Below are 13,466 nucleotides of genomic sequence, written 5' to 3'. Positions count from 1 at the left end.
ACTCTAACTATATAAGCTGATTTTTTAAATCACTTAAATCGATATTATTGAGATTGGTATTACTTTTAATTACCCTACCAAATGTATTATAAACTTGAATTTTTTCTGTTTTTTCATTAAAATTTATAAATAATCGGTTTTTAACAGGATTTGGATACAACTGTATTTTATAATTCCTGATGCTGGTAAACCAGTAACATTTGCATCGATTGCTTTTCCTACCCAAGTAAATACAATATTTTGCAAGCTATTACCCTCTATTATATCTTTATCTGTATTGTCTTTAGTTATCACTAATATTTGATCATTGGGTGGTAGACTAATACCTTGAATACATGCTAAATTTGTGGTGTAATTTAGTAGTGCAGTTTTTAAGGGTTGATTTACAGTAGATGATGTATCATCTGCAGGTTGATTAAAATCACCTCCATTTAATCTACCCGAAAATTGCATCACTTTTGTTTTAGCATCCTCAGCTGAATCTACATTATAGGTATACCAAAGAACTTCATTAGTATCAAAATTATTATAAATATTACTACCCGCTTTTGAAGTTATTGTATTTGATATGGTTTCGTTTCTAGTTTCTGTAACAATAGCATCAAAATTAGTAGTAGTAGTAGTAGTAGTAGAATTGGTTGGACCAACGGCTCCATAAGGATCAAATCTACTTTCTCCAATAATTGTGTTTTCAAAAGCTTTTACTGTACCTCCATCTTCTCCTGAAAATATTCCATTTCCATAGGCAATATCTCTTCCTTGCAAAGAAGTTAATATTGGGTATTTACAATTTTCAAAATAATTATTTTCTACAAATACCGATGAGCCTTTGGTAAAACCTACATCATATTTCGAATTACAATCATAATAATTATTGTAAACATGTGCTGTATAATAACGTGCTCTAGGATGGCGTGAATCTGAATGATTGTAACAATTATGATGATATGTAATCAATAAATCAGGATCCTCCTGTGTTTCACTTAACCCAAAAAAAATTGTTTTACCTGTATCCCAAAAATGATTGTAAGAGAATGTTACATATTTAGATCTTTTACAATCTAATGCCCCATCACCTTTTACTTGATCTGCATCGCTACCTGCATCACCATAAAAGAAATTTACATTATGACCCCATATATGATCGTTTTCTTGCTGTAAACCAATGTTATCTCCTTCTCCACTATTCACATTGATAATACCAATATTTCTAATCTCTATGTTCGAAGCATTTTTTAAACGAATACCCAAAACATCTATCACTGCATCTTCGCCTACACCCTCTAGATTTACAGAGCTATTTGAATTTTGTTTATTTTCGATAACAATATCTCCATTTAACAATTCTAAAGGATCTGTTATTTGACCAATTAATCTAACAATTAAAGGTCTATTGTCTTTTCCTTTTTTAAAACCATTTAGAATAGCTTGTAAATCAATATATGGATTAGAATTGGCGCCTGTTACATTTAATTGAGTTGTATTTTTAGTTTCTTATGTAATGTATAAAATTACGGCACCAGATTTAGGTGTACCATCTAAGTTATACCCCCCAACTATCCGATTGTTAAAAAATGCAAAACCGCCTCTATCATTAGCAATAACATCAATTGAATTTGTTGTTTTGATTTGTTCAGAATTTTGAATAATAGGAGCTACTAAAGTTGTATAATTACCTGGTTTTAAACCGAGAATATCTGCCCTGTAAGATCCATGTTTATAACATCTTATTAATTGGTTATCAATTTTACGATTTACGGTTCCTTGACCACTGTAATACACATTATAACTTGTTGTTTCATCAACAGGTTGCCATTCTATATAAGCAGATTCTAACCAACCTCCATATTTTCTAAAACTAACTTCTTGAGAAAAAATAGTTAATGAATAAAAAAGTACAAACCAACAAGAAAATGCTATTTTCATAACATTTTAAGTATTAAAACTATTAATGTATTTGATTGTAGATACATGAATTTTATTTAGATAATTACTTTATTATAAACTCATTAAAGGCAATATCATCCTTAAACATTAAACAACTTAAAAAACCAAACAAGCCAAATAACTATTGCTATTTGGCATGTTATAAATCAATTAAAACTACTATTGTCTCCAACGTGGGTCTCCAACAGCATTATCTAATAAAGTTTGGTTTGTTATTGTAAAATCTCCATTGGCTGCATCTACATAACCAGGGTCTAAAACAGTATTTGTGCCTGATTGATCTGATATTTTTTGACTACTATTAAAAAAGCCATCTGCATTCCAATAATTATTGTTTAAAAATGTTGGATTTGGATCTGTTCTACTTTGATCTGAATATCCTTCTGAATCTGTATCTGTAATTAAAGTATTTTTTACGGTAATTTTATTGTCCTGAAATCTAACGTACATCAACCTTTTACTCGAAGAATTTGAACAAGCATAAATGGTAGAGCTATCTAATATAATATTACATGTTAAACCACTTCGAGTTGACGTACCTGAATCATCAATTCTAAAGAAATCACGACCTGGAGCACAATTATTAAATGTACTTGTATTAACATTTACATTAAAAACATCAGAAGACCTAAAGTCGATAAAATCACCTCCATTAGTCAATACATTTGTTACTATAGAATTTTCTACAGTTATAGACTGAATAATTGCATCTGTTACATTACCTGCTATAAAAGAACGATCATAATCGTGTACATTACAACCACTTACTAAAAGAGAATTATAATTTCCAACACCACTATACCTTATCATATCTGTTAATTCTAATGGTAAATCTCCAGTTAAATCTAAATCGATTAAATTAACATCAGTTGCTCCACTTTCTAGAGCGAAACTAACTTTTAATTGGGGTTTAAAATCTGGTCTTAAACCTCTTAGAGTTATTGATTTATCTAAAGTTATTCTACCTACCTGATCTGTATAATCTCCTTGCTCAAAAAGTATTATATCTCCTGGAGCAGCATCTGCAATTATTTTAAAAATATCATCAGTTGGAAGCGCTAATGTGTTATTTCCTACATCTATACCAGTGGTAAAAGAAGCGGTTCCTCTAACTTTATCATTATTGTAAAGTGTTGCAGTATACTCTGTTTCTGAAGTTAAATCTGTTATTGTAGCAATACCAGCTGTTTTATCTTGTGTGGTTATATCATATATTATACTACCAGGTTCTAATATAAAATGAGTTACATTTAAACCAGCTTCCCATCTTAAAGTTGCAGATAATGCTTGAATATCTCCAGCTTCTGAAGGTAAAATAATTTGTTCTGTTAAGGTTCTTGCTTCACCCAATGCCCAAGTAGAATCTTCTAAACCTCTAGAACTTACAGCTTTTACTCTTATTGAATAAACAGTTTCTCCTTCTAACCTTATTTGCACTGGTAAATCTTCTGCAGATACTTCTTGTGATAAAAATATTGTAGAAAAAGTTGGATCATCTGCACTAAATTCTACCACAAAATTTGTAACCTGATCTCTTAAAGCCCAATTTAACTCTACATTTGTTTGATTTCTAACTCTTGCTGTTAAGTCTACTGGCGCAAATTCTCTTTTAATAGAAAGCTCTTCTATAACATCTTCATCATAACTAGTTATACAACTAGAAAAACTGATGCATAATACAGCTAAAAATAGTACTTTTATTATATTGTTTAGTTTCATAATAAATTGTTATTAAGTTTATTAGTATCCGTAATCGTTATATAATTTACCATTACTATTATCTATAAATACTTGCCAAATTGGCCAAAATTGTCTTGTATCTGGATCTACACCTTCCTTAAACAAAGCGTTTATTCTGTCGTCTTGTAAATTTGTCCAATCTTTAGCAGAATACTCTACACCAGGATTTTCTGTTTCTCCTCTATTTAATCCATAGATGTTTAATGTTTCTTCATCTTCTTCATATTTGTAATATAAGGTTACTGGTACGTCAGTGTATTCTCCTGTACGATTTTTTAAATTAGCCATTTTCTCTTTTGCTTTTCTTAAATTTTCACCTAACAAATTCCAACGTATAAGTGCTTGCTTACGTTCCATTTCTCCTGTAAATTCGTACCCATGTTCATTTACAATAGCTTGAAACATTTCTTCTTTACTGCTAATATTATTTACATAGTTCTCTACTTTTGTTGGATGATCACTAGAATCAAAAGCTCTTCTTCTAATTTGTTTTAAATATGGTGCAGCTGCAGCAACCCCTTCTAATTCATTTGCAGTTTCGGCTGCCATTAAAAGAATTTCTGCATAACGCATATAAATTTTATTAACACCATCATCGTTAGAAGAAGTAACATACCTATTCATCCACTCGTAACGATATTTACCAAAATACCACGTATTTAAGTCTACCAATTCTTGTTGTGAAACACCATCTACAGCAGTACCCCATTGATAAGGTATACAGGTAATATCTCTTCTTATATCTTTTTCATCATAATCGTAAAAAACTGTTGGTAATGGACCTGCAGTACCTCCTCTTGCTTGTCCTGTGTATTGGTCTACACTTCTGTGACGAATTGCAAATGAGAAGTTTACACGACCACGACCATCTGCAAACGGAATTTCCCAAAGAGATTCTCCTCCTGCAGAAATATTTTCTTCATTTAATTTTCTCCATAGTGTTTCAAAAGATGTTTCTAACGAAGCTGTACCACTATTAATTACGTCTATACACTCGTCTAAAGCTAATCTGTACATTTTATCTACAGATAAATCTGGATCATTACTTCTACGAACTCCATCAACTGGGTATTGTTGAAAACCACTTGCAGCTAATGCTACACGTGCTCTTAATCCTTTAACAAAAGCTTTATTTACTTTTTCTACTGTAGTTGTTGCTGATGATTCATTTGGCCATGCAACTAACTCAGCTGCTTCTCCTAAGTCTGCAATTATTTGTTTATAAATAACATCTCTGCTAGATTTTTCGATATATACAGTTTCTGAAGTAATAGGTTCAAAACGCGCAAGTACATCTCCCCAAGTTTTTAGTAAATCGCTATAATACAAGGCTCTTAATGTTAAAGCTTCTCCTAACAATTGACCTAATTCATTACCAGGCTCTGGATTACCATATTCTCGGATACCTACTATACAAATATTTGCTCTTTCAATACCTCTATAAATCATTGCCCAAGAGCTATTATCTCTATTCATTGAAGTGTTATTTGGCTTAGCATCATAGATTGCTAGTTCTCCAGTAGCATTACCCACAGAAGCAGAATTGTAATGCCATTCTACGTCTGTATTAAAACCATAGTTAGGAATGTGTCTACCTCTATAAGAATTTGTTTGTCCCATTGGCTCTAAAATACCATCTACAGCACCTCTTGCTAAACCTGCATTAGAAAAAATCAAAGACTCTTCTAATGAAGATTTTACTGGAGCATCTAAAAAATCACTTTCAAATTCTCTACAAGAATTGAAAAGAGTAAGTGTAAGTACTCCTAAAATTAATATTGATTTTATTTTTTTCATATTCTAAAAAATATATTGTTAAAAATTTAAGTTTAATCCAAAAACAAACTGTCTACTTCTAGGATATGCAGAGTAATCTACACCTGGTGTTAATGGAGTTTTTCTTCTTGTTGATACCTCTGGATCTGGGCCTGAATAATTGGTTAACACAAACACATTATTTGCAGTTACGTAAAACCTTAAGTTGGATACCAATAATTTTTCAACTACGGTTTCAGGAAGAGTATATCCTAATGTTAAAGTATTTAATCTTAAAAAAGAAGCGTCTTCTACAGCCCAATCACTAAAAACATATCTAGACATATATGGAGACCACATGGTTGTATTTTTATTTAAAGCCTCTAATTGATTTGGATCTGTTACTAATTGACCAGTTGATGAATCTAGATTTGTCCATCTATTACCATCAGCCATTATAGTGCTTAGATTTCTGTACTGTCCATTTTCGTTTGATGTGGTAAATTCAATTTTATTTGCGTTGTAAACATCTTGACCTACGCTAAAATTAAACGCTGCAGATAAATCAAATCCATATGCACGTCCAGAAAGTACAAAACCACCGATAAAATCTGGATTAGAATTACCGATAATTTCTTGATCGTTTGCATCAACTACACCGTCAGGTACACCTTCTGGGCCACTAATATCTTTTAACTTCATTGAACCTGGCCTTACATTACCAATAACTAAATTATCGGCCACACCAGACTTTAACGTGTATTCTTGATTGTCAGGATTATAATTAAAATCTGAAACTTCGTACCTTCCTGTATTTCTATACCCATACATTACACCTAAAGGTTGACCAACTGTTACTAAATAGTCGTCTCCAATTTGAGATGATGCCCAATTAGTATTTTCTCCAAAATTTTCTAAAGCGCCCATGGAAAGAATTTTATTTCTATTGATACTTGTATTTACAGAAAGATTTAAAGCATAATCTGATTTTTCTAAAATTGTGAAATTTAAAGAAGCTTCAACTCCTGAGTTTTGCACCTCACCAACATTTCTATATTGGCTGGCATAACCTGTATCATTTGGTATATTAAACCTAAACAACAAGTCTTCTGTAACATTTTTATACGCCTCTAAACTACCAGTAACTTTGCTATCGAATAAACCAAAATCTAAACCTATATTTTGAGTAACGGTGGTTTCCCATTTTAAATCTGGATTAATAAGTACCGTTGATGGTGCCCAATAATTTGTAACATCGTTTATGTAAGTAGTTGTGCTTGATTGAAAATTTCTAGCTGTTTGACCTGTTGGTATATTATTATTTCCTGATTCACCATAACTAATTCTAAGTTTTAACATATCTATCCAACTTGAATCTTCTAAAAATTCTTCTTCAGTTATTTTCCAAGCTAAAGCAGCTGAAGGAAAATAACCCCAAGCATTATCTCCTAAAAATTTACTAGAACCATCTGCTCTGTAAGTAGCTGTTAATAAATATCTGTTTTTAAAACTATAGTTTACTCTACCAAAGAAAGAAAGTAATTTATCATCTGGACTGTAAAAATTATCTACAGTTTGAGGGGTTCCTTGTGAAAAAAGATTTTTTGAAGTATTAAAATCAAAAAACTTAGGAAAACCATGAATTTCTTGAGTTAGAGTATTAGATTTTGTAATAAGCATTTCTTCACCTAAAAGTAACTTAAGTTCATGATCATCACTATGTAATAATTCTTTAAAATCGTAATTTAAAGTATTGGCATTTCTAAAACGAGTTTGTTTTCTGTCTGTTGTAACAAAAGCTGGCAAACCTTGGTTGTTTGCTGATGGTCTGTTATTAGCATAATAAGTTGATCTACCATAAAAACGGTTATCTCCGTCTTCTCTGTTATCTAAACCAATATCCATTCTATATTTTAGATTCTCTAAAACCTCCCAAGAAAAACTACCTACCATATTAAAGTTTTTTCTTGTTTTTTGACGTTGATTATCATCTACAGCAAGAAAAGGATCTACCAAATAACTCTGTAAAGCTTCATCTGTTTCATCTGTTGTTAAACCAGGTAATGGAATTGGTGAATAACCAACACTGTGTTTTAGACGCGAATCTGCTGATGAAACTTCGTTTTGTTCATTTGCTCCACCACCATTAACTTCAGTATTAGAATAACGGAATGTAAAAGATAAGTCTACTTTTTCACTTGCTTTACTTTTTAAAGAAACAGAAAGGTTATCTCTTCTAAATTTAGAACCTAACATTATGGCTTTTTGATCGTATAAAGCATAGTTTAAATTAAAATTAAATTTTTCTGAACCACCTCTTACAGATAAATCTCGGCTTTCAACTGTACCTAGATTTCCATAGATTTGTTTTTGCCAATTTGTTCCTTTCTGACCTAAATATTGATCATAATCTTGCCACAAACCAAAATATCTTTCATAAGATTCTTCTGGTCTATCACTACCATCATTTCTAAGCAGTGCATACTCATATTGCCATTTTACAAAATCTTGCACCTCTAATACATCTATAGTTTTTGCAATACTACTAAAACCATAAAAGGTATTAAAATTTGCTGTGACTTTTCCGTTTTTACCACTCTTCGTAGTTACAATTATTACACCATTTGCACCTCTAGAACCATAAATTGCAGTTGAAGAAGCGTCTTTTAATATAGATATGTTTTCTATATCAGAAGATGCAATATCACTAAGACTATTTACAGGAAAACCATCTACAATAACTAAAGGAGAACTGTTTTGTGTTATTGAACCACCCCCACGAATTTTAATATTCATTTCAGAATCTGGAGACCCTTCTGAAGAAACAATTTGAACACCTGGTAAACGACCAGTTAAGGCCTCTCCAACATTAGAAATCGGTTGTTTTGCTATATCTGAACCAGAAATGGCAACAACTGAACCTGTTAAATCTGACTTCCTTGATGTTCCATAACCAACAACAACAATTTCGTCTAAAGATTCAGTACTTGGTGAGAGTTCAACTTTAATATTTGTTTTACCTTCTATTTTTACTTCTTTTGTTGCATACCCTAAATAAGAGATAACCAACACTGCATTTGATGAAACGTTAGCAAGTTTAAAATTACCATCAAAATCTGTAGACATTCCTCTTGTTGTGCCTTTTATCATTACAGATACTCCTGGCAAAGGAACACCTGTATCTAGTTCTGTAACTACTCCATTTACAATAATATTATCTTGTGCTTGAATGTTTGTATAAGCAAAGAATAAAAATGTAAAAAGTAAAGCTTTAAAGCTTTTAGAAAAACTAAGTGAAGAAACTTTTCTGTCTTTTATTTTGGATCTTAGTTTCCAAAATACTGTTTTATTGTTTGTCATAAAATTAATTTAAGTATTAATTCATTTTTTTAGTTAATTGTAATCGATTACACAAATATAATTATTTTTTAGATTTAAACTAGACATTTTTACTATAACAATAGTTTTTTTATGCTTTTTTTGCTAAAAAATTAATTTCTAAACTTAAAATTTGGTTATTTTTCAAAAGGACCAATATCTGGTGCAGATCCGTTAAAGGATAATCCAACATTTATACCAGCATTTACAAGATCGCTGCCATCTACCAATTTCATAAAATCTAATTCTGGTAAACTACCATCTAACTGTCTAGCACTGGTTAATAAATCTATGTCTAAACTAACATAATCACTCGTATTTGTTAGGATTCCATTTTGCCAACCATTATTGCTAATATCTATATTTGTTGCATTGTAACTATCATTATTATCACCAGAAAAACTTACGGTATTTTTTATAGTTAATGCATTCGCAATATTAGAGCTTCCGAAATTGATGTTTCTACTATTATTATAGGCTCCAGAATTATAAATTTCTACATTACCTCTATTGCTATTATGGTCAAATCCGTCAACAACATTGCCCACAGCCAAACAGTTTTTAAAAATAGCATTATGTTTTAATGTTTTGTCATCACTACCACCTGTTTTAAAACCATTTCCGTCTCCAACACCTTTGCTACCATCTTTTAAATATCCATTTTTAATTGCCCAACAGTTTTCATAAGTTGTGGTTATATTATCAGTACCTTTTAAATAACCATCCCAACCATCATCTAAATTTTGCCATGCTCTACAACCTATAAATTTATTTCCATCTCCTGCATCTAACTTACTTGCAAAACCATCTGCATTTTCTAAAGTAGAATCGGCATTAAAAAAAGAATCGCAATTAAGAATTGTATTATTACTACCACCACTGCTAATCTGCAATCCAGTATCTGAATTCTCGCTAAATTCGCAATATTCTACTAAATTATTATTACCATTAATCCACACTCCATTGTCTCCGGCTTTTGTAATTTTAATTCCTTTTATATGCCAATAATTACCAGATAATTCAATACCTCTATTGGATGAATTTTCTGACATTAAAGAGAAATCAAAAATTGGTCTTTGAGAATTATTTGGGTGCGTGATAATGGATATTTGGTTTGTTGATGTTCCACTTTGTGTGATTTTAATAGTAGTACTAAAAGTAAAAACACCTTCTTTTACATAAATAACATCACCAGAAATAGCATTTTGAATGGCATTTAATAGCTCTGTACTAGTGCTTACACCTTGAATATTTGAAAAACCTGATATGCTAATTTCTAATTCTGCTGATACCGCATTTGGATCTTTAGAAGTTGCAATAACTTTTACAACTCCATTATTTATGGGTGTTAATAAACCTTCTGAATTAATAGTCGCTATAGTATTATCGGATACTGACCAACTTACATCTTGATTTGTTGCATTTGCAGGAAACACCTCTACAGTAAAGTTTTGCGGTTGCCCGTTTATAATATCAGAACCATAGATTGTTAAACTTGATACTAAAACGTCTGGTACAACAACTCCAGATACTAAAATATCTTTAGATGAACTAACTTCTGGATTATCTTTAGAAGTTGCAAAAACAGTTAGAGATCCGTTTGTTATTGCTTTTACTAACCCACTTGAAGAAATGGTAGCAATTGTTTCATTAGAAACACTCCAAATTATAGATTTATTTAAAGCAGTTATAGGAAATATTTCGGCTCGCATTTGAGAAGAAGTTCCATCATTAATATGATCGCCATCAATAATAATACTACTTACAGCAGTTTCTGTAAAATCATCATCATTGCTATTACAAGAAAAAAGCACTACAAACAGAATATAAAACGAATATTTAAATATATTTTTCATGATTTATTTATTTAAAAGGAATTATAATAAATGTAATCGATTACACAATGATATTAATAAACTTTGAATTATCAAAATTTATTAATTAAAAATATATTTAATTCAAAAAAAAATCATTAATTAGCAAGATGGTAAAGAAAACGACAATCTACGATATTGCCGAAAATTTAGGTTTAACAGCTGCTACAGTATCTAGGGCTCTCAACAACAATCCAAAAATTAGTGAAAAAACTAGAAAACTAGTTCAAAAAACTGCTTTACTTATGAATTATGAGCAGAATACTTTAGCAAAAGCCTTAAAAAGCGGAAAGAGTTATAATGTTGGAGTAATTGTACCTCGTATTGACAGTAACTTTTTTGCATCTGTAATTAGAGGAATAGAAGAAGAATTATACCCAAAAGGTTACCATGTAATTATTTGCCAAACCCATGACCAAGAAGAACAAGAAATTGGGAATATTAATTCTTTATTAAGTGCCCAAGTAGATGGAATTTTAATGTCTATTACCAATGCCCAAACTAAGAGTAATATATTTGAAAGCATTTCTAAAAAAAATGTACCACTAATATTTTTTGATAGAAAAAAAGATATTGCAAATGTTAGTTCTATAACTATAGATGACTTTGATGGAGCATACCAAGCTACAAAACATCTTATAAAACAAGGATATAAGAGAATTGCTCATCTATCTAATGATAGAAGGCTTGAAATTTTTAAAAATAGATTTTTAGGTTATAAGCAGGCTATATTGGATAGTGGTTTAGAGTATGATGAAAGTTTAATTATTGAAACTCATAGTAAAGTTTTAGCAGGAAGAGCATCAACAAAACGATTGTTAAGTTTAGAAAATCCTCCTGATGCTATTTTTTCTACTAGTGATTTTTCAGCTCTTGGTGCTATTCAAGAAATTAAATCTCAAGGATTAAGAATACCAGAAGATATAAGCGTTGTAGGTTTTAGTAATGAACCTTTTACGCGTTTCATGGAATTATCTATCACTTCTGTAGATCAGTCCCCAATAGAGATGGGAAGAAAAGCTGCTTTAGTATTTTTAGAAGAAGTAGATAAAAGTTTAAAGACAAAGAAAGCTCAACAAATTGTGCTACAACCAGAATTAATTATTAGAAAATCTTCTTTAAAAACTAATTTATAATTGATAAAAATTTATTGAAAAACTTATAAAGAAACGCCTCTTTTCCAAGGAATAAAATCATCTTGATTTAACAAACTTGCTTTTGATGAAATATTACCACTAGCTACATTAACAATGTATTCTAACATTGTTTCAGCCATTTCTTCGATTGTTTTTTCGCCTCTTATAACTTCCCCTGTATCAATATCAATAATATCACTCATTCTTTTTGCTAAGTCTGAGTTTGAAGACACTTTAATTACAGGCGTAATCGGATTTCCTGTAGGAGTTCCTAAGCCAGTTGTAAATAAAACAATATTTGCTCCAGAGCCAACCATTGCTGTAGTACTCTCAACATCATTTCCAGGAGTACAAAGTAAATTTAGACCTGGTTTTGTAATATATTCTCCATAGTCTAAAACATCTACAACTGGAGATGTTCCTCCTTTTTTAGCAGCTCCAGCAGATTTCATTGCATCTGTAATTAAACCGTCTTTGATATTTCCTGGTGAAGGATTCATATCAAAACCAGAACCAGCATCTATAACAGATTTTTCAAAAGCTTGCATTAAGCTTAAAAACTTGTTTGCATTTTCTTCTTCTACACATCTATTTACCAACTCTTGCTCTACACCACAAAGTTCTGGAAATTCAGATAATATTGCTGTTGCACCTAGTGCTACTAGCATATCTGAAGTAAATCCTAAAGTTGGGTTTGCAGAAATACCAGAAAAACCATCAGACCCACCACACTCTAAACCTACTTTTAGTTTTGATAGAGGTGCTGGTTTTCTTTCAATTTCATTAGCTTCTTTTATAGCTGCATAAGAACTTTTAATGATTGCTGTTAGCATGTCATCTACAGTTCCCATTTGTTGTTGTTCATACATCAACACTGGTTTTTTATTATCTGGACTAATAGCTTCTAATGCTTTATTAAAAATATCTATTTGAAGATTTTGGCATCCTAAACTTAAAACAGTTGCTCCTGCAACATTTGGGTTTTTAACATAGCCAGCTAATAATCTTGCTAAACTTTCAGAATCTTGTCTAATTCCTCCACATCCTCCCGGATGCGTAATAAATTTAACATCAATGTTTTCAAAAACTTTTGTGGTTTCTGCTTGTTCTAATTCGCCAACATTATCATTAACTAATGATCTTAATAACATTTGATGAGAGTTTGATTTTTGTGTTAACAACTCTTTCTCAAAAATACTTTTTAATTTTTCAATATTTTTATTTTCACAAAATACCAAAGGAAAAAATAACCAAACATTAGCAGTTCCTACTTGCCCATCTTTTCTATGATAACCCATAAAAGTTTTATCTTTCCACTGATCTACATTTGGTGGAGTCCAATCAATAGTACCTGTTTTTTTACTTACTTTAGCACTTTGATGTTTTACATTTTCTGTAGTTAAAACACCTCCTTTTTCAATCTTAAAACTTGCTTTTCCTACTAAAACTCCGTACATAAAAATCTCATCACCAATTTCTAAAGTCTGTAAAGCAATTTTATGTTTAGCTTTTACATCTGAAATAACTTTGATGTCTTGATTTTCAAAAGAGATAACTTCATTTGCTGTTAGATTTACTAACGCAACTAAAACGTTATCAGTTGCATGTACTTTTATTATTTTTTTTTGCATGATAT

9 protein-coding genes are annotated in these 13,466 nt (G+C 30.9%); 1 reads left to right on the top strand and 8 read right to left on the bottom strand.

Annotation, left to right across the window (positions count from 1 at the left end; genetic code table 11):
• Nucleotides 1-7: 7 nt before the first annotated feature.
• From WG950_RS14155 to WG950_RS13005, 7 genes are all read right to left on the bottom strand, one after another.
• Nucleotides 8-160 carry a T9SS type A sorting domain-containing protein gene (locus WG950_RS14155; protein ID WP_377500880.1) on the bottom strand — a complete coding sequence of 51 codons (153 nt, stop codon included), beginning with the start codon at nt 158-160 and terminating at the stop codon, nt 8-10.
• Entirely contained in the window at nt 124-1,344 is a 1,221-nt protein-coding gene (locus WG950_RS13030; protein WP_340932946.1) for a hypothetical protein, read from the bottom strand. The genes WG950_RS14155 and WG950_RS13030 overlap by 37 nt, the downstream gene beginning before the upstream one ends.
• A 150-nt stretch (nt 1,345-1,494) precedes the next feature.
• Entirely contained in the window at nt 1,495-1,926 is a 432-nt protein-coding gene (locus WG950_RS13025) for a hypothetical protein (protein WP_340932944.1), read from the bottom strand.
• Nucleotides 1,927-2,106: 180 nt separating this feature from the next.
• On the bottom strand, nt 2,107-3,666 hold the full coding sequence (locus WG950_RS13020; protein WP_340932942.1) for a DUF5123 domain-containing protein: 1,560 nt from the start codon (nt 3,664-3,666) through the stop codon (nt 2,107-2,109).
• Between the two features lie 21 nt (nt 3,667-3,687).
• Complete coding sequence (locus WG950_RS13015; RefSeq protein WP_340932941.1) at nt 3,688-5,484, bottom strand: RagB/SusD family nutrient uptake outer membrane protein; 1,797 nt, start codon at nt 5,482-5,484, stop codon at nt 3,688-3,690.
• Nucleotides 5,485-5,502: 18 nt separating this feature from the next.
• On the bottom strand, nt 5,503-8,802 hold the full coding sequence (locus WG950_RS13010; RefSeq protein WP_340932938.1) for a TonB-dependent receptor: 3,300 nt from the start codon (nt 8,800-8,802) through the stop codon (nt 5,503-5,505).
• 155 nt (nt 8,803-8,957) lie between these two features.
• Nucleotides 8,958-10,676: an Ig-like domain-containing protein gene (locus WG950_RS13005; protein WP_340932937.1), complete on the bottom strand. Its 1,719-nt coding sequence runs from the start codon at nt 10,674-10,676 to the stop codon at nt 8,958-8,960.
• A 128-nt stretch (nt 10,677-10,804) separates the two neighbouring features.
• On the opposite strand from WG950_RS13005, the gene WG950_RS13000 reads away from it, so the two are divergent.
• On the top strand, nt 10,805-11,830 hold the full coding sequence (locus WG950_RS13000; protein ID WP_340932935.1) for a LacI family DNA-binding transcriptional regulator: 1,026 nt from the start codon (nt 10,805-10,807) through the stop codon (nt 11,828-11,830).
• A gap of 23 nt (nt 11,831-11,853) precedes the next feature.
• Here WG950_RS13000 and WG950_RS12995 read toward each other — a convergent pair whose 3' ends face one another.
• Nucleotides 11,854-13,461, bottom strand: coding sequence for an altronate dehydratase family protein (locus WG950_RS12995; RefSeq protein ID WP_340932933.1), 1,608 nt, complete (start codon nt 13,459-13,461; stop codon nt 11,854-11,856).
• Nucleotides 13,462-13,466 lie beyond the last annotated feature (5 nt).

The organism is Polaribacter marinaquae (assembly GCF_038019025.1).
Classification (GTDB): Bacteria; Bacteroidota; Bacteroidia; order Flavobacteriales; family Flavobacteriaceae; genus Polaribacter; species Polaribacter marinaquae.
The sequence above is the reverse complement of the archived record's forward strand: the minus strand, read 5'-3'. Positions and strand labels throughout refer to the sequence as shown.

Bases quoted from the DNA above. Each gene is read 5' to 3' on its own strand.
- WG950_RS13025 (WP_340932944.1), bottom strand. From the start codon at position 1,926: ATGAAAATAGCATTTTCTTGTTGGTTTGTACTTTTTTATTCATTAACT.
- WG950_RS13020 (WP_340932942.1), bottom strand. From the start codon at position 3,666: ATGAAACTAAACAATATAATAAAAGTACTATTTTTAGCTGTATTATGC.
- WG950_RS13015 (WP_340932941.1), bottom strand. From the start codon at position 5,484: ATGAAAAAAATAAAATCAATATTAATTTTAGGAGTACTTACACTTACT.
- WG950_RS13010 (WP_340932938.1), bottom strand. From the start codon at position 8,802: ATGACAAACAATAAAACAGTATTTTGGAAACTAAGATCCAAAATAAAA.
- WG950_RS13005 (WP_340932937.1), bottom strand. From the start codon at position 10,676: ATGAAAAATATATTTAAATATTCGTTTTATATTCTGTTTGTAGTGCTT.
- WG950_RS13000 (WP_340932935.1), top strand. From the start codon at position 10,805: ATGGTAAAGAAAACGACAATCTACGATATTGCCGAAAATTTAGGTTTA.
- WG950_RS12995 (WP_340932933.1), bottom strand. From the start codon at position 13,461: ATGCAAAAAAAAATAATAAAAGTACATGCAACTGATAACGTTTTAGTT.